Genomic DNA, 22736 nt, shown 5'->3' on the forward strand with positions numbered 1-22736 from the left:
TTTGTATCATAATTATGGCAATTGAAATTATTATGCCGAAACTTGGTGTAGACATGCAAGAAGGCGAAATCATCGAATGGAAAAAACAAGAGGGTGATTTTGTCAATGAAGGTGATGTTATCTTAGAGATGATGTCAGATAAAACAAGCATGGAATTGGAAGCGGAAGAATCAGGTGTTCTTTTGAAAATCGTTCACGGTAATGGCGCAACAGTTCCTGTAACTGAAGTTATTGCTTACCTTGGTGCAGAAGGTGAAACAGTTGAAGTAGGTAGCGCACCTGCTCCAGCAGAAGTTGCACAAGCAACTGCTGACTTGAAAGCAGCTGGTTTGGAAGTGCCTGCAGCTCCTGCAGTAGCTCCACAAGCTCCTAAGGCTGAATTGGCAGCAGACGAGTACGATATGGTTGTCGTCGGTGGTGGTCCTGCTGGCTACTACGCAGCGATTCGTGGTGCCCAACTAGGCGGTAAAATCGCAATCGTTGAGAAATCAGAATTTGGTGGTACTTGCTTGAACAAAGGATGTATCCCAACTAAGACCTACCTTAAAAACGCTGAAATTCTTGATGGATTGAAGATTGCGGCTGAGCGTGGTATCAATCTTGCATCTACAAACTACACAGTAGATATGGATAAAACAGTTGACTTCAAGAACAAGGTTGTGAAGACTTTGACTGGTGGTGTAGCGGGTCTCTTGAAAGCCAACAAGGTAACCATCTTCAACGGTCTTGGACAAGTAAACCCTGATAAGACGGTTGTGATTGGTGATAAAGTGATTAAAGGTCGCAGCATTGTTCTTGCAACTGGTTCTAAGGTTTCTCGTATCAACATCCCAGGTATTGATTCTAAATTGGTATTAACTTCTGATGATATCCTTGACTTGCGTGAAATTCCTAAGTCACTCACTGTTATGGGGGGTGGCGTAGTCGGTGTGGAACTTGGTTTGGTTTACGCGTCTTACGGTACTGAAGTAACAGTTGTTGAAATGGCTGACCGTATCATTCCTGGTATGGACCGCGAAGTGTCTGTTGAATTGCAAAAAGTCCTTTCTAAGAAAGGTATGAAATTCTTGACCTCTGTTGGTGTATCTGAGATTGTTGAAGCCAACAATCAATTGACAATTAAATTGAACGATGGTTCAGAAATTATTTCTGAAAAAGCTCTTCTTTCAATTGGACGTGTACCTCAATTGGCTGGTCTTGAAAATCTTAACCTTGAGTTGGATCGCGGTCGTATCAAGGTAAATGCATACCAAGAAACTTCTATCCCAGGAATTTATGCACCTGGTGACGTTAACGGTACTAAGATGTTGGCTCACGCTGCTTACCGTATGGGTGAAGTTGCTGCTGAAAATGCCATCCATGGTAACCACCACAAGGCTAAATTGGACTTCACACCAGCAGCGGTTTACACACACCCAGAAATCGCTATGGTTGGTTTGACAGAAGACCAGGCTATCGAGAAATACGGTAAAGAAAACATCCTTATCGGTCGCAACAGCTTTACTGGTAACGGTCGTGCCATTGCTTCTAACGAAGCTCACGGTTTCGTAAAAGTTATCGCTGAGAAGAAATACCATGAAATCCTTGGTGTTCATATCATCGGTCCAGTTGCAGCTGAAATGATCAACGAAGCAGCAACTATCATGGAATCTGAATTGACTGTTGATGATGTGGCAGCATCAATCCATGGTCACCCAACCTTCTCAGAAGTGATGTACGAGGCCTTCCTTGATGTTCTTGGTGTGGCGATCCACAACCCACCAAAACGTAAATAATATAACGAATCAAAAGAAAGTCCACGTGGCTTTCTTTTTTTAAAATAATGAAAATAGAAAGGGTTTGGAGAATAACTTGAAATTTGGTCATAAATCAATTTCTGAGCATTTCTATTCCTGGTAATGTTTGCAAGCTTTATTGCAGTTTTTTCAGAACAAGATAGTTGGCAAGAAATCCTGTTGATTAACCAAGTGTGTTACCTTCTCTACTTGGTAAAGATAATACTCTATAGAAAAATTGGTTGTAAAAACCGAATATTCTGAAAATTTATAAAAATATACTTGACATATTTTGAAAATAATATAAAATGAATACTAATCAGAAGAAGTAATCTTCAAGTTTGTTTTCAGAAAACTGACGGTTGTTGCGAGTCAGTAGCAAACGAAGATGAAATGGGCTGATGTTTGATATGAGAAGGTAAACAATATCCTTCCGGTTGGCACCCCTTACCGTGCGACTCCTTGTTGGAGGAGTTTGAGATGACAAGGTTTTTTGTGTACCCTTGTTAATGGAGGTGGCACCGCGCTAGCTTTGATTAGACGCCCTCGCACAGATTTTTTTCTGTGTGAGGGCTTTTTGTTTTCACAAAAGGAGTTCCCATGCACAACGTACTACCAGCAGATATTTTAACCCCCATACTAGCGTTTATGCGACTAAAAGGTAAGCATAAGATTATCCTAGAATCCATTCCGAGAGAAAAGGGAAACGCTCGTTTTTCCATTATTGCCTATAATCCTGTTTACGAAATCAAATATGACCATGGTGTGTTGACCAACAATGGAGAAGTGGTGGAAAGGGATCCATTAGAATATCTACAATCTGTGGTGGAAGGTTCAAATTTGACTGGAGAGGCTCCCTTTCAAGGAGGGGCGATTGGATTTGTTGGATATGACTTGATTAGTCTCTATGAACCTATTGGTCATATCCCCAAGGATACCATTGGAACACCGGATATGCATTTCTTTATTTATGAATCATATTTAGTATTTGATCATAAGAAGGAAATTCTCTCCATTCATGAAGATAATACCTATAGTGGCCGTAGTTCGAGTGAGATGGAGAAAGCTCTAGCAAGTGTTTTAGCCGAATTAAAAAATCCAACACCCGATGAATTTGCACCCCATGATCTTCAATCATTATCCTTCAAGAGTCATCTTGAAAAAGAAGAATTCGAAAATATGGTTAGGTCAGCAAAACAATTGATTCGACAAGGCGATATGTTTCAATGTGTCCTCAGTCAACGTTTTTCATCAGATATTTCTGGCAACCCTTTTGATTATTACCGTAATTTACGGGTTACCAATCCATCGAACTATTTATATTTTTATGATTTTGAAGATTACCAAATAATCGGCGCTAGTCCAGAAAGTCTTGTGTCTGTAAAAGATGGAATCGTGACAACTAATCCAATTGCTGGAACTCGGCCTCGTGGAAATGATGATGAGGAGGACCAACGATTGGCGGCTGATTTATCAACAGATACGAAAGAAGTTGCTGAACATAGAATGTTGGTTGATTTGGGACGAAATGATATTGGTCGAATTGCACAAATTGGAACTGTCGAAGTTACTAAGTATATGGAAGTTGAATATTTCCGTTATGTGATGCACTTAACAAGTATTGTCAAAGGACAATTATTGGAGAATTTGACGGCATTAGATGCATTAAAAGCTACCCTACCTGCTGGAACTGTCTCAGGAGCGCCGAAAATTAGAGCCATGCAGCGCATCTATGAATTAGAAAAGGAAAAGCGCGGCATTTATGCAGGAGCAATTGGCTATCTATCTGCTACAGGAGACATGGATTTTGCAATTGCTATTCGCACCATGGTAGTGAAAGATGGCAAAGCCTATGTGCAAGCAGGTGCAGGAATTGTATATGATAGTGTTCCAGAAAATGAATACCAAGAAACGTTGAACAAGGCAAAGGCGATGACGAAAATAGGAGAGTGCTATGATTCTTTTAATTGATAACTATGATTCATTTACCTATAACTTAGCCCAATATCTAGGACAGTTTTCACCTGTGCAGGTATTGAGAAATGATGCGGTGAATCTATTCGAAGAAGCAAAAAAAGCGAAAGGTTTGGTTTTTTCTCCAGGACCAGGTTGGCCAGCAGATGCTGGAAAAATGGAAGAAATGATACAGATTTTTGCAGATAAAAAACCAATATTGGGCATTTGTTTGGGACATCAAGCAATCGCTGAAGTTTTTGGAGGGCAGTTGAGATTAGCCAAAACGGTTATGCATGGGAAGCAGAGTCAGATGCGAGTGGAAGGAAACTCTCCAATTTTCAATGGTTTTCAGGGAGATGTAGAAATCATGCGTTATCACTCGATTGTCATTGATGAAATGCCAAAAGATTTTATAGTGACTGCTCGTACAACAGATGACGACGAAATTATGGCTATCCAACATAAGCAATTACCGATTTTTGGTTTGCAATTTCATCCAGAAAGTATAGGGAGTCCAGAAGGCTTACAAATGATTGAACAGTTTGTTAGAGAGGTAGTAAGATGAAAGAAATTTTTGAAAAATTAGCTACAAAACAAGACTTATCTGAGGGAGAAATCGAAGGAGTTTTTAATCGTATTCTGAATGGAGAATTGACAGAAAGTCAGATTGCAGCTCTGTTACTAGGCTTGAAAATGAAAGGTGAAACAGTTGATGAAATTGCAGGTGTCGTAAAGTCTTTGAAAAAACATGCTGTACAATTACCTCAAACATATTCGGATGCAATGTGCAACTGCGGTACGGGTGGGGATCAATCGTATAGTTTTAATATTTCGACGACGGCTTGCTTTATCTTGGCAGCTGGAGGTATTCGTTTAGCGAAGGCGGGAAATCGATCTATTTCATCGAAGTCAGGTTCTGCAGATGTACTTGAAGAATTAGGTATAAATATTGCAGCTAGGCCAGAAATCTTATCCAAGTCCTTATCTGAGGTTGGTTTAGCCTTTGTTTTTGCTCAGACGATGCATCCGGCTATGCGTTATATCGGTCCAGCTAGACAGGCTTTGGGGGTTCCGACAATCATGAATATTGTTGGTCCACTAGCGAATCCACTATCACTCGATAGCCAATTGATGGGAGTTTATCGAGAAGACCTCCAGTTGGATCTGGCCCATGTTATGAAAAAATTAGGAAGACGACGGGCGCTACTTATCACAGGACCAAACCAGATGGATGAAGCAGCCTTATTTGGAGAGAATCACTACACTTTGCTTACAGATGGGAATATCCATCAGGGCAGATTTACCTTTGCTGATGTGGGTCTGAATTCATTGGAACTCGCGGATATTCAGGGTGGAGATGCTGTGGAGAATGCAGAAATTCTGTTGTCAGTTCTACATAATCAAGCAAGTCCTTACTTAGAAACGACGGTTTTAAATGCAGGTCTAGGCTTTTATGCAAATGGTAAGGTTTCAAGTATCCGTGAAGGAGTTGAATTGGCTCGAAGTCTACTTGCGGACGGTTCTGCTCTGAGAAAATTGAAAGAACTAAGGGAGGTTCAGATATGAGTCAGGATTTTTTACAGACAATTTTACAGCAAAAGAAGTCAGAGGTTGCTCAGCTGGTAAATGAGCCAGTAGAATCTGTCCGTTCAACCTATTCGTTATTTGATTTTCTTACTAAGCAGAACGGTCAATTACAACTGATTACAGAGGTAAAAAAAGCTAGCCCTAGTATGGGGGATATCAATCTGGCGGTGGATATTACTGAGCAAGCACGCCAATACGAAGCAGCAGGGGCTGCTATGATTTCAGTATTGACTGACCAAATTTTCTTTAAGGGGGATGTACAGTTTCTTCGTCAAATCTCAGATTTGGTTTCAATTCCGACGTTAGCGAAAGATTTTATCATTGATGAAAAACAAATTATTCGCAGTCTTAATGCAGGTGCTACGGTGATACTATTGATTGTGGCGGCTTTGTCCGAAGACAGGCTCAAAGAATTGTTTGAATTTGCAACCCGTTTGGGTCTGGAAGTATTGGTCGAGACTCATAATCTTTCAGAATTAGACATTGCTCATCGCATTGGCGCAAAGATAATTGGTGTCAACAATCGGAACCTAACAACATTTGAAGTTTCCCTTCAAACTAGTCTTGACTTAGCACCCCATTTTCTACCGGACAGAGTGTATGTATCAGAATCAGGCATTTTTACAAATGAACAAGCTGAACTTCTTGCTCCCTACTTTCATGCACTCTTAGTCGGAACAGCACTGATGCAGTCGGAAGATGTTGCGCAAAAAGTAAAGGAGCTATCGATTGACAAAGGTTAAAATTTGTGGGTTATCTACTAAGGATGCGGTGTATGCAGCAGTTGAAACAGGAGCGGATTATATTGGATTTGTATTTGCACTAAGTAAGCGACGAGTGAGCTTGGAAAAAGCACATGAGTTGGCCCAGTTGGTTCCTCCTACAGTAAAAATAGTAGGGGTATTTGTCCAACCAAGTTTGAAAGAATTAGAAGCGGCTATTTCGGTGGTTCCATTGGACTTGATTCAGATCCATGGTGACTGGGACGAACGTCTATCGCATCACATTTCAGTTCCAATCATTCGAGCCATTCAACTGGACAATACCCTAGGGGAGTTGAATACAAATGCAGACTACCTTCTCTTTGATGCTCCAAAGGCAGGATCGGGTCAACTTTTTGATTGGAAACTATTAGCCCATCATAACTTTGAAAAACCATTTTTCATTGCAGGGGGCTTGACAGTGGATAATGTAGCAGAAGCGCAATCCTTATTTTCTCCTTATGCCGTAGATGTCTCCTCGGGTGTTGAGACAAATGGACAAAAGGATGTTGAAAAAATAAAAGCATTTATAGAAAGAGTGAAACTATGACTTACCAGCAACCAAATAAAGACGGATTCTATGGAGAATACGGCGGTCGATTCGTGCCGGAGACATTGATGACTGCTGTATTAGAACTAGAGCAGACCTACCGAACTGCAAAGGAAGATCCAGCGTTTCAGGCGGAATTTGAAGAATTGCTTGTCCAGTATGTTGGGCGAGAAAATCCCCTCTACTTTGCCAAACGCCTTACAGATTACTGCGGAGGTGCTAAAATCTATCTAAAACGCGAAGATCTGAATCATACGGGTGCCCATAAAATTAACAATTCGTTGGGGCAGGTATTGCTTGCGAAACGGATGGGAAAGAAAAAAATTATTGCTGAAACTGGCGCGGGGCAACATGGTGTTGCAACAGCTACCGCAGCAGCCCTCTTTGATATGGAATGTACCATTTATATGGGAGAAGAGGATGTTAAACGTCAGGCTCTCAACGTTTTTCGTATGGAATTATTAGGTGCAAAGGTTCATGCCGTAACGGATGGGTCGCGCGTGCTAAAAGATGCGGTAAATGCAGCTCTTCGAGCTTGGGTTGCTCAAGTTGAGGATACCCATTATGTTATGGGATCTGTCCTTGGACCAGCACCATTTCCAGAAATTGTCCGTGACTTTCAGAGCGTAATTGGAAAAGAGGCAAAACGTCAATTTGCAGAGATTTCTGGTGGTCAGTTACCAGATGCTCTCTTGGCATGTATTGGTGGAGGATCTAATGCAATGGGCCTTTTCTATCCTTTTGTGGATGATACCTCTGTTGCCATGTATGGTGTTGAGGCTGCAGGACTTGGATTGGAGACAGACTTCCATGCAGCAACTTTTGCTAAGGGACGACCAGGAGTTCTTCATGGGGCTTTGATGGATGTTCTACAGGATGAAAATGGTCAAATTTTAGAGGCATTCTCTATTTCGGCAGGTCTTGATTATCCTGGCATTGGTCCAGAACATAGTTACTTTAATGCAATTGATCGTGCTACCTACGTTTCAGTAACAGATGAAGAGGCTTTAGAAGGCTTTAAACTCTTATCCCGTTTAGAAGGTATTATTCCTGCCCTCGAGTCCAGTCATGCTATTGCATATTTGCCAACCCTGGCAAAAGAATTAGGGCCAGATAAATCCATCATTGTTTGTCTTTCAGGTCGAGGGGATAAAGATGTTGCACAAGTTCGAGAAAGGCTACAAGCAGAAAAAAAGGAGAACTAAAATGACCAAAACCTTACAAGTTCGTTTACAGGAATTAAAGAATGCTCAAAAAGGAATTTTTATTCCTTACATTATGGCTGGTGACCATAATCAGGGGTTGGATGGGTTATTCGAAACCATTCAATTCCTTGAACAATCGGGTGTTTCAGCAATCGAAATAGGTGTCCCCTTTTCAGACCCTGTAGCCGATGGTCCTGTTATCGAAGCCGCAGGCCAACGAAGCCTAGCTAAGGGAGTGACATTAGCTTCCATAGTCAAAAAATTGAAAGAGAAGGCTAGTCAAGTTCCTCTGATTATCATGACGTATTTTAATCCAGTATTCCAATATGGTTTAGAACGATTTATTGATGATTTAGAACAAACGAGTGTCAAAGGCTTGATCATTCCAGATTTGCCTTATGAACAGGAATCAATAGTGACTGACTTTTTAAATGACAGGGATATTTGCCTTATTCGATTGGTAAGTTTGACAACAGGTTTGGAAAGACAAAGACAGCTGGTCCAAGATGCTCAGGGCTTTGTTTATGCTGTGGCTATTAATGGGGTTACAGGTAAGTCTAACCAATACACTGATCATTTAGATCATCATTTGCACCGATTAACGGAACTGTCACCTGTACCAGTTCTAACAGGTTTTGGTGTCTCTAGTCAAGAAGATATTCTCCGCTTCAATCGTGTTTCTGACGGTGTTATTGTTGGATCAAAAATAGTGGCGGGCTTGTGTAACGGACAGCAAAATGATGTTCAAAAGTTAGTAACATTTGGATGTGGAGTTGATAAAACTCATAGTAATTCCATATTTTAATTAGTGATATATTTTTTGAATCTGTATTCAATGCACATTGCTTATAAAGGTGCTGTGTAGTGCATGCGAGTTTTAATACTTTTTGAACATCAAAAATTTCCGTAGTCAAGAGCCTGGATGAGTGGTCCTGGTATTGAGCCCCGCCTCAGCCTGTTACACTGATACTCTTCGAAAATCAAAATTATCCGTTGTCAACTTGCCTTGATGAACTCCAGTTCTATCATCGGCTTCGTTTCCTAGGCTATTTTTGATTTTCATTGAGTATGAAATGAGAAAGTTCAGAGTTCTATCGTCGGCTTAATGACGCGAACTCAGTTCGCAATATTTCCAGCCTCTAACTATCTCCCAGATAGTTGAAGCTAGGCGAAAGTTGATTTTCATTGAGTCTAAGTTAGTTAATCTCCCATATCAGCAACCTTTTTCATACAATAGTATCAATTTTTCGCATTTTTTTGTCTGCTTTTGAGCTTAGAACGAATTATAATAATAGTAATAAGAAACAGGGCAAGGTCAAATATTGGCTGACCTTCAACGAAATCAACATGATTTTCCATGCACCATTTATGGGGGCGGGTCTCTATTTTGAAGAAGGTGAAAATGTGGAGCAGGTCAAATACCAAGCTGCCCACCACGAGCTTGTAGCATCTGCCATTGCTACTAAATTAGCCCATGAAATTGACCCAGAAAACAAGGTTGGTTGTATGTTGGCCGCAGGTCAATACTACCCACACACCTGTCACCCACGTGATGTCTGGGAAGGTCTGCAAGAAGACCGTGAAAATTATTTCTTCATCGATGTTCAGGCGCGTGGCTATTATCCAAACTATGCCAAGAAGAAGTGGGAGCGTGCAGGCATTGAGCTTGAAATGACTGACGAAGACCTGACACTCTTGAAAGAGCATACGGTGGACTTTATTTCTTTCTCTTACTACTCTAGCCGTGTCGCTTCTGGAGATCCTGCAGTCAAGGAAAAGACAGCAGGTAATATCTTTGCTTCCATTAAAAATCCTTACTTAGACGCATCGGAATGGGGCTGGCAGATTGATCCGCTTGGTTTCCGCATTACCCTCAACTCTATCTGGGATCGCTATCAAAAACCTCTCTTTGTGGTTGAAAATGGTCTGGGAGCAGTTGACACACCAGATGAAAATGGCTATGTAGAAGATGATTACCGTATCGACTACCTCCGTCAATACGTTTTGGCAATGAGAGATGCTATTGTAGAAGACGGCGTTGAGCTCTTGGGGTACACTACTTGGGGCTGTATTGACCTAGTTTCTGCTGGAACTGGCGAAATGAAAAAACGCTACGGCTTCATTTACGTCGATCGTGACAATGAGGGAAATGGCACACTCAAACGCTCTAAGAAAAAATCATTTGATTGGTATAAAAAAGTCATCGCTACAAACGGAGCTGACGTGGAATAAAATGTATTGAAAAGAAGCTGGACAATTTCCAGCTTCTCATTTTTTTATAGGTAAATACTGACGTGCTATCCGATTTTCTGGCTTACGATCGTGCAGATAAATGATAATCAAGAAAAACCATTCTGCCGGCTTCATTAGCAGATAAACGAGATCTGCCTGCCAAGCTGTGCGAATATGTTTGGAAATGGGATAGCCATATCGGTCGTAGTTAGAACGGATACATCGATGTAGGCGTGGACATCTTTCTTCTAAAATTTGTTCAAAGGCATTGGCAATTTGTAGCTGACGGTTGACCACCACACGATGACCATGGCGTTCTCCCATGCGAATGGGTTTGACCAATTTGCGGTGTCCAGCGGCTCCCACTGTACAAAGGTAATGTTCGTCATAGAAGGTGTTTGGTGGGGAGACTTTTTCCGATAAGGCCCAATCGCTGGTTTCTGACCACATTTGAAGCAGCTGGTCAGGTTTTTGACCAAAGAGAATGAGATAAGAGCCAAGAACTGCAAGATAGGGCAGGCTGAAGAAGAGCAACCAGATTGGCAGAGAAAGGCTTCTTTGCAGGAGAACAGAAAGTCTAGGAAAGCGTGGATTGCACTGCTTGGCTAAATCTTCTTGCCATAATTGAATGGTTTGTAAAATGGTCCGACTGTAAATAAGACAGATATTGAAGGGGACCAAACACAGATAGCAGTAGGTGAATAAATCTGTTTCAATCAAACTAGAAAGTTGAATGGTCCACAAAACCGCAAAGACAAAACTTGGATACAGGCAGCTGATGAGGAGGACCGTTAGGAGAGGGGAGAGGAGCTTAGTTTGGTTGATGTTCAGCACTAAATAAGCTAAAAGACCCATAAGAAGCAGGAAGAACTGCCCTGACCAGGCTTCTGTTTGAATGGGGCTGTGGATCTGTCTATTAACCAAGGTTTCTGTCCAATCGACGTAAACAACTTGGGCTTCATCAAGAGCTAGCCAACTCAGTACGATTCCAAAAAAGAATATCAAGCTATCATTGACCCAGAAAACGTATTCTTTTAATTGCTTTTTCAAGAGTGCCATAAAATGACAGATGTTTTTCCAGGTCAAATAAAGAGGAAGGATAAAGCAAATGATGGGAAGATTGATTATCCACATAAAAGGAATCAAGATACTTGAGATAATATAAATTTGCCAGAATAGTTTTAAGCGTTTATTCATGTTAACCTCCTTCCCTAGCCTACCATCATTTTTTAGAAAATTCAAGAATGGACAAGAAGAGTTTCAATACTTGCCTTTTGTTATCGTTTCCACTATAATAAAAATTAGTTAACAATAAAGGAGTTTTGCATGAAATATATCGTAAATAACAGCAATGACCCTGCCTACAACATTGCACTAGAAGCCTATGCATTCAAAGAATTAACTGATATTGATGAAATTTTCATCCTTTGGATTAATGAACCGGCTATCATCATTGGAAAGCATCAAAATGCTATCCAAGAAATTAACAAGGAATATACGGATGCTCACGGTATCCATGTCGTTCGCCGTTTGTCCGGTGGTGGAGCGGTTTACCATGATTTAAACAATCTCAACTACACCATTATTTCAAATAAATCTGAAGAAGGTGCATTTGACTTTAAAACTTTCTCTAAGCCCGTTATCGATACTCTTGCAACACTCGGCGTAGAGGCTAACTTTACTGGTCGTAATGACCTTGAAATTGACGGCAAGAAAATTTGTGGTAATGCCCAAGCATATGCAAAAGGTCGTATGATGCACCACGGTTGCTTGCTCTTTGATGTTGATATGTCTGTCCTAGCAAGTGCTCTTAAAGTCAGCAAAGACAAAATCGAGTCCAAAGGTGTTAAATCCGTTCGTGCCCGCGTAACCAACATTAACAGTGAGTTACCAGAAAAAATGACTGTTCTGGAATTTAAAGATGCCATTCTCAACCAAATGAAGCAAGAATATCCAGAAATGGATGAATATGTGTTGACTGAGGATGATTTGGCTCGAATCCAAGAAATCCGTGATACGCAGTTTGCAACATGGGATTGGACTTATGGTCAAACACCAGAATACACAGTTGAGCGCAGCGTCCGTTACCCAGCTGGTAAAATTACAACCTACATTAAGGCTGAAAAATCAATTATTGAATCGATCAAAATTTATGGAGACTTCTTCGGTATTGGTGATGTATCTGATGTTGAAGACTTACTAATTGGTACACGTTATGAATATGCGGATGTACTTGCCAAACTTCAAGAGATTGATACAACTCACTATTTCTCGCGTATGACAACAGAAGAAGTCGCAAAAGCGATTGTTGCATAGATTATTGAGTGTGAAATTGTTTTCAGTAAAGTATTTTTACTTGCACATTTTCTATATTATGGTATAATTATTTTCTGTGAGTATCCCTCACTTACTCGTGGCTAGACCATGAGTCATTAGACCAAAAGGAGGAACATATCAATGGCTAAATACGAAATTCTTTATATTATTCGTCCAAACATTGAAGAAGAAGCTAAAAACGCTTTGGTAGCACGCTTTGACTCTATCTTGACTGACAACGGTGCAACTATCGTTGAATCAAAAGCATGGGAAAAACGTCGCCTTGCATACGAAATTAAAGATTTCCGCGAAGGTTTGTACCATGTCGTTAACGTTGAAGCTAGCAACGATGAAGCTCTTAAAGAGTTTGACCGTTTGTCAAAAATCAACGGCGACATTCTTCGTCACATGATTGTCAAACTTGACGCGTAAGAAGGTACTTTATGATTAATAATGTAGTATTGGTTGGTCGCATGACCCGTGATGCAGAACTTCGTTATACTCCGTCTAACCAGGCTGTTGCGACTTTTACCTTGGCGGTTAACCGCAATTTTAAAAATCAAAATGGTGAACGTGAAGCGGACTTTATTAACGTAGTCATTTGGCGCCAACAAGCTGAAAATTTGGCGAATTGGGCTAAAAAAGGTGCGCTGATTGGTGTTACAGGTCGTATTCAGACTCGTAGCTATGATAACCAACAGGGGCAACGTGTCTACGTTACAGAGGTAGTTGCAGAAAGTTTCCAACTATTGGAAAGCCGTACTGCCCGTGAAGGCCAAGGTGGCGGTTATTCAGCTGGCAATTCCTTTGCTGGTGGCAACGATTATAACTCGCCTTATCAAGCGCCTGCGCAATCTACACCGAACTTCGCTCGAGAAGAAAGTCCATTTGGAGCAAGCAATCCAATGGATATATCAGACGATGACCTACCATTCTAGGTCAGAAACTAATAATATAAAGGAGAACACACATGGCTCAACAACGTCGTGGCGGTTTCAAACGCCGTAAAAAAGTTGACTATATCGCAGCTAACAAAATTGAATATGTTGATTACAAAGATACTGAGCTTCTTAGCCGTTTCATTTCTGAACGTGGAAAAATCCTTCCACGCCGTGTAACTGGAACTTCAGCTAAAAACCAACGTAAAGTAACAACAGCTATCAAACGTGCTCGCGTTATGGCTCTTTTACCATTCGTAAACGAAGATTAGTAAAAAGACCCTGACGGGTCTTTTTAGCTTGTGCCCTAGAAACTGGAAAGGTGCAATCGCCCTGTGTGGCGATTTTTTCTTGCGCTCTAGAAATGCGAAAAGCGCAATAACAGTATGGACTGTTTTTTCATGAGCTCGGAAATTAGAAGGCGAATTGAGACCCTGACGGGTCTTTTTAGCTTGCGCCCTAGAAACTGGAAAGGCGCAATCGCCCTGTGTGGCGATTTTTTCTTGAGTTTGAAAATTTGAGTACGAGTAATGGTCTGGTGGATTGAAACAGTCTGGGGATAGACTGTTTCAACCCGAGCCAAGAAATGCAAAAGCGAGGTCCAGTCTGGGGATAGACTGTTTCTATGGCTTCCTTTTCCAACCTCCAAAGGTTCCCCGAACCTTTGGAGCAATTTTGATTTTCATTGAGTATCAGATGATTTGATAGCTGGACTGTATAGATAGACAAAAGCGACTGGAAAATCCAATCGCTTTGTTTTTATTGAACAGGTGTCATAGCACTGCGGATATTATATTTCTTTTTCAAAAGATAACGAATACCGAATGCTGCTGCTCCGATAAGGATAGTAACAATAGGGTGTAAAACAGGATTGAGTGATGATGGAATCAATGCAGCTAGAATGAAGACGACTGACCAAGCCAAGGTAGCGAGTCCAAGGAAAGCGATGGCCTTCAATAATTTAGGGCGTTGACCAGTTTTGATTTGCTCTCTATAAACGAAGTGGTACATAAAGTACATACCAGCGCCGACTCCAAAACCAATGACTAATAAAGTAACTAGACCGTATTGAGCGCCTTGACCGAAGAGGTTCATCAATCCATTGACACCAGCGATGATTGCTAACATAAGTAAACTAGAATCAACCCACATGAGCCATGGATTTTCATTGTATTCTACTTGGTCATTCTTCTCTTTAGCAGAAGTAGATTTACTAGATGCCCATTCACTCGGTGCCCCATACAAGTTACGTGCAGTAATACCATTTTTTTGATTATCAATGATAGTCGGTAGAATCTCTTCCAATAACTCTTTTATTTCGCTATCTGATTTTCCCTCTTTAATCAGTTGGTTAGTAGCAATATGGATAAATTCTTGATTTTTCTTCGTCAATCCGTTGATTTCTGTAAATGACATATTCATCTCCTTAAGTTAAAACCATCTCTTACGAATGAAGTAGAAGGTAAGTGATAAGCTAATAGCAAAGGCAAATAGGATAATCCACCAAAATGCATATGGGATATCATTAAATGGGATAATATTATCCTTGAAGTTCATACCGTAGGCAGAAAATACCATGGTTGGAATAGACATAACAATGGTCATGAGAGCCAATGTCTTCATGATTGTATTCTGGTTATTTGAGATAACGGAAGCAAAGGCATGTGTCATCGAATTCAAGATGGAACCATAGATATCTGCCATCTCAATAGCCTGTTGCGTTTCGACTAATGTATCTTCCAACAAATCTTCATCTTCTTCATATTTCCGAAGTAAGCGTGTAGAACTTGCCAGTTTTTTAACCAATCGTTCATTGGTTTTTAGGGAAGCTTTGAAGTAGACGATTGTTTTTTCCAATTCCATCAGTACAATTAGTTCTTCGTTTCGTGTTGCTTCATGCAGTTGTTTTTCAATTTCTTCGCTCTTTCTGTCAATTGTACGTAGGGCAGAAAGATATAGCTGGGCATTACGATAGAGAATTTGGAAAACAAAACGAGATTTCATAAAGGTAAAGAAATTTCGTATGCGACGATGAATAAATTGTTCAAATAATGGTAACTCTTCTAAACAAGTAGTGATGATGGCTTCATCGGTCAATATGATGCCGAGCGGAATTGTGATGTAATACGTTTTATTATTCCGTTCTTCCAAAATAGGGACGTCTACGATAATGAGTGTATAGTCATCTTCAACAGTAATACGAGAAGATTCCTCAGCATCGAGTGGAGCCCGTAAATCGGCAATGTCAATCTTGTAGTGCTCAGCTACTTCCATAGATTCGCTCTGGGAGGGGTTAACCAAATTAATCCAAGCCCCTGGTTCAAAGGTTTGGATTTCTTCTAAATCAGTCATTGTTGATAGAAAAATCTGTTTCATATCTTTGCCCTCCTTTTGATTTGATTCGTTAACGCAACCTCTATTATACCAAAAAAGTACCATAACGGAAAGGTTTTCTGAATAAATGTGATATAATATGAAGATGTTTAACAAGTAAGTTGTACGGATTTTTAAGGGGTTGAATGATTGAAAAATTTAGTCCAAACCTTTTTCTCTTTCAACTAATGAAAGTCCTTGAGGAAGGAAATGAACACGGGCTAAATGCTGTGTGAAAAAGTACTAGTTGCCTCATGTTTCAGCATGGAAACTGGCTTCTGCGTCGTAGACATCTGTGCTTTCTTCGGCTTTCGACCTGTGAAAGCACTAGTTGTCTTGACGGGGGTGCGTCTTCGAAATCAAAGATTTCGGACTTACCGCCTATTTTCACCTTGCGTTTTACGGGCTTTGTATCTTAGAAAGGAAATGAACACGGGCTAATGATGTTGGTGAAATGAGGAAAACTGCGTTTTCCCTACTTCCCGATTATATCAGTCTCCCAGACTGTTACAACGTCCTCTGTATCTCAAGAAAGGATTTGAATGCGTGCTAAAAGCGTCGAGTTTTATACGGTTTCTTGACGTGAGATTTTCAAAACGATATTTTTTGAAAATCGAGCTAATACAAGATATAGAAATTGCCCATAGGCAGTTTCGTCTGGTGACGCGGAGTTAATCGACCGTCACCAGTTATCTTGTGAACGCACTTATAATTAGAAAGGAATTGAACACGCCCTAAACGCTGTGTGAAAAAGTACTAGTTGCCTCATGTTTCAGCATGGAGACCGGCTTCTGCGTCGTAGACATCTGTGCTTTCTTCGGTTTTCAACCTGTGAAAGCACTAGTTGTCTTGACGGGGGTGCGTCTTCGAAATCACAGATTTCGGACTTACCGCCTATTTTCACCTTGCGTTTTACGGGATTTGTATCTTTAGAAAGGAAATGAACACGGGCTAAATGCGGTGTCAAAAAGATAAACTTCCTTGTGTCTTTCAGACACATCGTCAGTTTCCTATTTTGACTGTGCATTTGACGCCCTTTGTATCTTAAATTATGCAAGAAAATATTGTAATTCATGGGGCGCGTGCCCATAATTTAAAAAACATTGATGTGACCATTCCGCGTGAGAAGTTGGTGGTGGTGACTGGTTTGTCAGGGTCTGGTAAGTCAAGTTTGGCTTTTGATACTTTGTATGCTGAAGGTCAACGTCGTTATGTGGAGTCTTTGTCTGCCTATGCTCGTCAGTTCTTGGGCAACATGGACAAGCCTGATGTGGATTCCATAGAGGGGCTCAGCCCTGCTATTTCCATAGACCAAAAAACAACCTCGCGTAACCCACGCTCGACAGTGGGGACGGCTACTGAAATCAATGATTATCTCCGTTTGCTCTATGCACGGGTCGGAGTTCCTTACTGTATCAATGGTCATGGTGCAATTGCGGCATCTTCAGTCGAACAAATCGTTGATGAGGTTTTGGAATTGCCTGAACGTCAGCGGTTACAAATCTTGGCGCCGATTGTACGTAAGAAAAAAGGGCAACATAAGACGATTTTTGAAAAAATTCAGAAGGATGGCTATGTTCGGGTCCGTGTCAATGGAGATGTCTATGATGTGTCGGAAGTTCCAGAGTTGTCAAAGAGTAAGGCACATAATATTGAGGTAGTTGTCGATCGGATAGTCATCAAAGAGGGCATTCGTTCTCGCTTGTTTGATTCGGTTGAGGCAGCTCTTCGAATTGCGGATGGCTATGTTATCATCGATACCATGGACGACAAGGAAATGCTGTTCTCCGAATACTATGCCTGTCCAGTTTGTGGTTTTACGGTGCCAGAGTTAGAACCTCGACTTTTCTCATTCAATGCTCCTTTTGGGTCTTGTAGCGACTGTGACGGTTTGGGCATGAAGCTCGAAGTGGATACAGATTTGATAGTCCCAGATGCCAGCAAGACCTTGCGTGAAGGTGCTTTAGCCCCTTGGAATCCAATTTCATCGAATTATTATCCTCAAATGTTGGAACAGGCCATGAATCACTTTGGGATAGATATGGATACGCCATTCGAGCAGCTAACTGAGGTTGAAAAAAATCTGATTTTCAATGGCTCTGATGGGAAAGAATTCCATTTCCACTATGAAAATGAATTTGGTGGGGTGCGGGATATTGATATTCCATTTGAAGGATTGATTACGAATATAAACCGCCGCTACCGTGAAACCAATAGTGATTATACACGGACAGTCATGAAGACTTACATGAATGAATTGACATGTGGGACCTGCCACGGCTATCGCCTCAATGATCAAGCCCTTTCTGTTAAGGTCGGTGGGGAGGAGGGACTTCATATCGGGCAGTTGTCTGACTTGTCCGTAGCGGATCATTTGCAAGTCATTGAAAATCTGACCTTGTCTGAAAATGAAGCGACGATTGCTACGCCAATTGTCAAGGAAATCAAGGATCGCCTGACTTTCCTCAACAACGTTGGTCTTAACTACCTGACGCTGTCCCGAGCAGCTGGGACCCTATCAGGTGGTGAGAGTCAGCGGATTCGTTTGGCGACTCAGATTGGCTCAAACCTGTCTGGTGTCCTTTACATCTTGGATGAGCCGTCAATTGGTCTGCACCAGCGGGACAATGACCGTCTGATTGCTAGTCTTAAGAAAATGCGTGATTTGGGCAATACATTGATTGTGGTGGAGCATGATGAGGACACCATGCGTGAGGCGGACTGGTTGATTGACATTGGTCCAGGTGCGGGTGTCTTTGGTGGAGAAGTTGTTGCTTCCGGGACTCCGGATCAAGTTGCTAAAAATAAAAAGTCTATTACAGGCCAGTACCTTTCTGGGAAGCGCCAAATTCCAGTTCCTTTAGAGCGTCGTGTTGGAAATGGTCGTTTCTTAGAGGTGATAGGTGCCAAAGAAAACAACCTGCAAGATGTAACAGTTCGTTTCCCACTTGGAAAATTTGTAGCGGTGACAGGGGTGTCTGGCTCTGGTAAGTCAACTTTGGTCAATTCCATTTTGAAAAAAGCTATTGCACAGAAACTCAATCGCAATTCGGACAAGCCAGGCAAGTTCAAGTCCATTTCTGGAATTGAACATTTGGATCGCCTGATTGATATTGACCAAAGCCCGATTGGACGGACACCGCGTTCCAACCCAGCCACTTACACAGGTGTATTTGATGACATTCGAGACCTCTTTGCTCAGACCAATGAAGCGAAAATCCGTGGCTACAAGAAGGGACGCTTCTCCTTTAACGTCAAAGGTGGTCGTTGTGAAGCTTGTTCTGGTGACGGGATCATCAAGATTGAAATGCACTTCCTTCCAGACGTATTTGTCCCATGTGAAGTCTGCCATGGTCAACGCTATAATTCTGAAACCTTAGAAGTACATTACAAGGAGAAAAATATCGCTCAGGTCCTTGATATGACAGTCAATGATGCGGTCGAGTTCTTCAAACACATTCCAAAAATCGAACGCAAGCTCCGCACCATTCAAGATGTGGGCTTGGGTTATGTTACTCTTGGACAACCTGCGACAACCCTGTCAGGTGGTGAAGCCCAACGGATGAAATTGGCATCGGAGCTTCACAAGCGATCAACTGGTAAATCTCTCTATATTCTGGATGAGCCGACGACTGGCCTGCATACCGAGGATATTGCTCAATTGTTAAAGGTTTTAGCTCGTTTTGTTGATGACGGTAATACTGTTCTGGTCATTGAGCACAATTTGGATGTGATTAAGACAGCTGACCACATTATTGATATGGGACCAGAGGGTGGTATTGGTGGTGGTACTGTTGTCGCAACAGGAACACCAGAAGAAGTTGCTCAAAATCCATCTAGCTTTACAGGCCAATATCTGAAAATGAAGTTGAAATAAGCATGCAAAAAAGAGCCAACGGCTCTTTTTTACTGCTCTTTATCCATATTATTCAAGGCATAGTCACAAGCTTGTATGACAAAACTTGAGAAACTTACATCCTTTTTGACGATTGCTTCCTCAATCCGATCTACCAACTCTGACGGAAATCGAATGGTTTTGATTTCTGTTTCTTTTTTATCTGATTTTAATTTAAATGCCATTTATTTGCTCCTTGTTACAAGTGTATAGCGAAATAAATCAATAATAAATATTGCAACTTGTATTACAATTTGTATTGCAAAGTTGTAATTTAGATAGTAAAATTTAATAGAACTTATTTTGAAAAGAAAGGAATCCAATTTTATTTAATTGATTTCACCATCTTGCCGAAGGCGTTTTTAGTAAGATGTAAAAAGGAGAATTTAATGAAAAAGTATCTATTAAAATTATTGATAGCAACATCAACTTTCAGTCTAGTAGCTTGTGGTCAGACTGAACAAAATAGTCAAGTGAAGCAAGAAACTTCTAGTAGTACAGAAAAGGTGACCGAAAGTTCAAGTACAACAAAGAGAGAGAAAGTGGTCAACAGCCCAGATGACTTTCCTCGTGTAGATGAAAATACTGAAATCGATGCTGAAGTAAAGAAGGCTGTAAAAGACTATGTAGGATATTATTCAGGAGTAGTTGAAATTCCGTCAGCTGAAACAAGTCACGCTTCCGATGATAATTTGACTGTATTTTACAAGATTGATTTTGCAATCAACGAAGATGGTAGTTATGAATTGTATCTAGAGCGTGATGTTCCTGGAAGCCAAATTGGGCATTTGTATGTCACCAAGGACAATCAAATGAATGCCAAAATAAAGGTTGGTGAGCTTCATCAAGGTCAGTTCAAACTAGAATACGGACAACTGTTGCTTTCAGAAGGTCCTAGCCTAACTCAAGGTTTTCTTGGGGAAGATGGAGAATTATTACCAATGTATGGTTTTTATGGCGATGACACACCGACAAACTATCTCGGTGTAACAGATAATGATGAAGTTGTTGTAAAAGATGGGAAAGTCCAAGCCACCTTTTACTTATCTGCTTATACCGACAAAGCAACTGTTATTGACCTTGAAAAACAAACAACAAGACCAGCATCGTTGAAGTACAGTACAGAACAGATTAGCCAATATTCAGCGGAACATTACAAAGAATTGGGGATGGCGTCTGAAGTGACCTATCAGTACAATACAGTAAATGAGTTTCTACAGGCACTCAGATTGCGTCATACGACTCAGAAAAAAACGTTAGAAAAAATAAAAGTTGTTGATGGTAGTAGTCTGACTGGCTATTATACTTCTGATAATAAGGAAATTAAAAATATCAAATTTGCGATATTTGATGGGCTATCTAACAGTTATTATGTTTATACGGGAGATAAAGTTTATCAACTTGAAAATGAACACGAAGCCAAAGAAATAAAAATTATACCAGAACTCAGTGATTACATTAGTTACTCTGTAGGTTAAAAGGAGAGTAGGATGAAAAAATTATTAGCTTTTATTTTGACGAGCGTAACCGTGTTATTTTTAGCCGCCTGCGGTGCTAAAAATGATAATGGTACCTACACCTATTCAAGAGAAGAAAATGGCACTACTTATACGGTGATTATCAAAATTGAAAATAATACTGGAACCCTTACTTTTGAAGAAAAAGGGGAAGACGGTCAAACTCAGTCTGAAGAACAGGGACTGGCTGTTGATCAAGAAAGAAAAACTCTGACAGCAGAAAATGATAATTCGACGGTGGATTATGAAATTGTAGAAGGAGTTCTAACATTAGATACTCTCGATTCAACTTTGGCAAATGCAGAGTTTACAAAAGAATAAATGTTATGCTCTGTTTCGTTTGTAAGAAAAGTCGCTCTAGCGGCTTTTTGCTTGTCCTGCTAAGAATTTATTGGTATTTATCTTCATTTCTGCTATAATAGTTACAAAATCTTCGGAGGTGTAGGATGCAAAAAAGACTTGGGAAATTTGAAGCAAAATTAGCTCAATCAGAGGTTGGCGGAATCTTAGTGACAGGGCAAAATAATATTTATTATTTAACCGGTTTTTGGGGAACGGAGGCGACAGTGTTCATCAGTGGCAAACGTCGCTTGTTTGTGACTGATTCGCGTTATACCTTGATAGCCAAGGCATCAGTAAAAGGTTTTGATATTATCGAGAGCCGTTTTGCCCTTGAAGAGATTGCAAAGGTGATTAAGGAAGATGGGGTTGAAACCATTGGTTTTGATAGCGAGGTGACCTATGGTTTCTATCAAAGTCTGACCAGCATTTTTGAGGGATATCAACTGGTTGCTATGTCCAATTTTATCGAAGACTTGCGCATGATTAAGGATGAAAAAGAAATTGCGACCATTCGCCGTGCATGTCAAATTTCGGATCAGGCTTTTATTGATGTTCTTGACTTTATCAAACCAGGTCAGACGACTGAGATGGACATCAATCATTTCCTTGACCATCGCATGCGTCAACTAGGTGCAGAAGGGGGATCATTTGAGTTTATCGTGGCATCTGGCTACCGCTCTGCTATGCCTCATGGAAGAGCATCTGAAAAGGTTATCCAAACTGGTGAGACCTTGACGCTGGATTTTGGTTGCTATTACCAACATTATGTCAGCGATATGACACGGACCATCCATATCGGTCATGTGACAGATCAAGAGCGTGAGATTTACGATGTGGTCTTGCGGGCCAATAAGGCTTTAATTGAGCAAGCCAAGGAAGGAGTCACCTACCGCGAGTTTGACGCTATTCCTCGTGAGATTATCAATGCGGCGGGGTACGGAGCCAACTTTACACATGGCATCGGTCACGGTATCGGTTTAGATATTCATGAGTATCCGTATTTTGGAAAATCTGACGAGACTATCAAGGCAGGTATGGTCTTGACGGATGAGCCTGGTATCTATTTGGATGACAAATATGGTGTCCGGATCGAAGATGACTTGTTAATCACTGAAACAGGGTGTGAAGTTTTGACGTTAGCTCCAAAAGAATTGATTGTCATTTGAGAAATTTGCTGATTTATGGTAAAATCCCGACTTTATCACATAAAAAAAAGCAAAGGATAGCTATCCCCTTGTGGGACAAGGAGTTTGGCTATCCTTTTTCATTATTTTTCTGTAGTGTATGCA

20 protein-coding genes and 1 pseudogene are annotated in these 22736 nt (G+C 40.8%); 17 read left to right on the forward strand and 4 right to left on the reverse strand.

All coding sequences use genetic code 11. From position 1 onward, the window contains the following. The first annotated feature begins 14 nt into the window (after window positions 1-14). The 9 genes and pseudogenes from lpdA to K6V43_RS07450 form a co-directional block, all read left to right on the forward strand. Window positions 15-1775 (forward strand): dihydrolipoyl dehydrogenase, encoded by a 1761-nt coding sequence (gene lpdA / locus K6V43_RS07410; protein WP_222382482.1) that lies wholly within the window; start codon window positions 15-17, stop codon window positions 1773-1775. Window positions 1776-2375: 600 nt separating this feature from the next. Then, window positions 2376-3746, forward strand: a complete 1371-nt coding sequence (gene trpE / locus K6V43_RS07415; RefSeq protein WP_222382484.1) for an anthranilate synthase component I — start codon at window positions 2376-2378, stop codon at window positions 3744-3746. Beyond that, on the forward strand, window positions 3730-4296 hold the full coding sequence (locus tag K6V43_RS07420; protein ID WP_024391513.1) for an aminodeoxychorismate/anthranilate synthase component II: 567 nt from the start codon (window positions 3730-3732) through the stop codon (window positions 4294-4296). Before trpE ends, K6V43_RS07420 begins: the two co-directional genes overlap by 17 nt. Beyond that, complete coding sequence (gene trpD, locus K6V43_RS07425; RefSeq protein ID WP_024396608.1) at window positions 4293-5297, forward strand: anthranilate phosphoribosyltransferase; 1005 nt, start codon at window positions 4293-4295, stop codon at window positions 5295-5297. The genes K6V43_RS07420 and trpD overlap by 4 nt, the downstream gene beginning before the upstream one ends. Continuing rightward, complete coding sequence (gene trpC, locus K6V43_RS07430) at window positions 5294-6061, forward strand: indole-3-glycerol phosphate synthase TrpC (RefSeq protein ID WP_222382486.1); 768 nt, start codon at window positions 5294-5296, stop codon at window positions 6059-6061. Before trpD ends, trpC begins: the two co-directional genes overlap by 4 nt. Beyond that, window positions 6048-6629, forward strand: coding sequence for a phosphoribosylanthranilate isomerase (locus tag K6V43_RS07435; protein ID WP_222382488.1), 582 nt, complete (start codon window positions 6048-6050; stop codon window positions 6627-6629). The genes trpC and K6V43_RS07435 overlap by 14 nt, the downstream gene beginning before the upstream one ends. Beyond that, the gene (gene trpB / locus K6V43_RS07440) at window positions 6626-7834 is read left to right on the forward strand and encodes a tryptophan synthase subunit beta (protein ID WP_222382490.1); all 1209 of its coding nucleotides are present in this window, start codon (window positions 6626-6628) and stop codon (window positions 7832-7834) included. The genes K6V43_RS07435 and trpB overlap by 4 nt, the downstream gene beginning before the upstream one ends. Window position 7835: 1 nt before the next feature. Further along, window positions 7836-8639 (forward strand): tryptophan synthase subunit alpha, encoded by an 804-nt coding sequence (gene trpA / locus K6V43_RS07445; RefSeq protein WP_024396605.1) that lies wholly within the window; start codon window positions 7836-7838, stop codon window positions 8637-8639. A 500-nt stretch (window positions 8640-9139) separates the two neighbouring features. Next, a pseudogene (locus tag K6V43_RS07450) lies at window positions 9140-10066 on the forward strand (family 1 glycosylhydrolase); the annotation flags it as partial. A 36-nt stretch (window positions 10067-10102) separates the two neighbouring features. Here the strand turns inward: K6V43_RS07450 and K6V43_RS07455 are convergent. Then, window positions 10103-11263, reverse strand: coding sequence for a DUF6688 domain-containing protein (locus tag K6V43_RS07455; RefSeq protein ID WP_222382491.1), 1161 nt, complete (start codon window positions 11261-11263; stop codon window positions 10103-10105). A 129-nt stretch (window positions 11264-11392) separates the two neighbouring features. Between K6V43_RS07455 and lplA the strand changes: the two genes are divergently transcribed. From lplA to rpsR, 4 genes are all read left to right on the forward strand, one after another. Beyond that, window positions 11393-12382 (forward strand): lipoate--protein ligase, encoded by a 990-nt coding sequence (gene lplA, locus K6V43_RS07460; protein WP_024396593.1) that lies wholly within the window; start codon window positions 11393-11395, stop codon window positions 12380-12382. A 141-nt stretch (window positions 12383-12523) separates the two neighbouring features. Beyond that, a complete protein-coding gene (rpsF, locus tag K6V43_RS07465; protein ID WP_024391536.1) occupies window positions 12524-12814 on the forward strand; it encodes a 30S ribosomal protein S6 in 291 nt (96 codons plus the stop codon). An 11-nt stretch (window positions 12815-12825) separates the two neighbouring features. Continuing rightward, the gene (locus K6V43_RS07470) at window positions 12826-13320 is read left to right on the forward strand and encodes a single-stranded DNA-binding protein (RefSeq protein ID WP_002942409.1); all 495 of its coding nucleotides are present in this window, start codon (window positions 12826-12828) and stop codon (window positions 13318-13320) included. Between the two features lie 32 nt (window positions 13321-13352). Then, the gene (gene rpsR / locus K6V43_RS07475) at window positions 13353-13592 is read left to right on the forward strand and encodes a 30S ribosomal protein S18 (protein WP_002939250.1); all 240 of its coding nucleotides are present in this window, start codon (window positions 13353-13355) and stop codon (window positions 13590-13592) included. Window positions 13593-14079: 487 nt separating this feature from the next. Here the strand turns inward: rpsR and K6V43_RS07480 are convergent, their stop codons facing one another. Together K6V43_RS07480 and K6V43_RS07485 are read right to left on the reverse strand one after the other, a co-directional pair. Further along, window positions 14080-14736, reverse strand: a complete 657-nt coding sequence (locus K6V43_RS07480) for a DUF1129 domain-containing protein (RefSeq protein ID WP_024396592.1) — start codon at window positions 14734-14736, stop codon at window positions 14080-14082. Window positions 14737-14751: 15 nt separating this feature from the next. After that, a complete protein-coding gene (locus tag K6V43_RS07485; RefSeq protein WP_024391538.1) occupies window positions 14752-15696 on the reverse strand; it encodes a magnesium transporter CorA family protein in 945 nt (314 codons plus the stop codon). 1048 nt (window positions 15697-16744) lie between these two features. On the opposite strand from K6V43_RS07485, the gene uvrA reads away from it, so the two are divergent. Further along, window positions 16745-19570, forward strand: coding sequence for an excinuclease ABC subunit UvrA (uvrA, locus tag K6V43_RS07490; RefSeq protein WP_172024985.1), 2826 nt, complete (start codon window positions 16745-16747; stop codon window positions 19568-19570). A gap of 29 nt (window positions 19571-19599) precedes the next feature. Here the strand turns inward: uvrA and K6V43_RS07495 are convergent, their stop codons facing one another. After that, on the reverse strand, window positions 19600-19773 hold the full coding sequence (locus K6V43_RS07495) for a YlcI/YnfO family protein (RefSeq protein WP_002942417.1): 174 nt from the start codon (window positions 19771-19773) through the stop codon (window positions 19600-19602). 204 nt (window positions 19774-19977) lie between these two features. Here K6V43_RS07495 and K6V43_RS07500 point away from each other — a divergent pair, with 204 nt between their 5' ends. The 3 genes from K6V43_RS07500 to K6V43_RS07510 all read left to right on the forward strand — a co-directional run bounded on the left by K6V43_RS07500 (window position 19978) and on the right by K6V43_RS07510 (window position 22613). After that, the gene (locus tag K6V43_RS07500; protein WP_222382492.1) at window positions 19978-21066 is read left to right on the forward strand and encodes a hypothetical protein; all 1089 of its coding nucleotides are present in this window, start codon (window positions 19978-19980) and stop codon (window positions 21064-21066) included. Window positions 21067-21078: 12 nt separating this feature from the next. Next, entirely contained in the window at window positions 21079-21426 is a 348-nt protein-coding gene (locus K6V43_RS07505; RefSeq protein WP_222382493.1) for a hypothetical protein, read from the forward strand. Window positions 21427-21551: 125 nt separating this feature from the next. Then, complete coding sequence (locus K6V43_RS07510; RefSeq protein ID WP_222382494.1) at window positions 21552-22613, forward strand: M24 family metallopeptidase; 1062 nt, start codon at window positions 21552-21554, stop codon at window positions 22611-22613. Window positions 22614-22736 lie beyond the last annotated feature (123 nt).

This window comes from Streptococcus suis, assembly GCF_019794615.1.
In the GTDB taxonomy this organism is placed as follows: Bacteria; Bacillota; Bacilli; order Lactobacillales; family Streptococcaceae; genus Streptococcus; species Streptococcus suis_AI.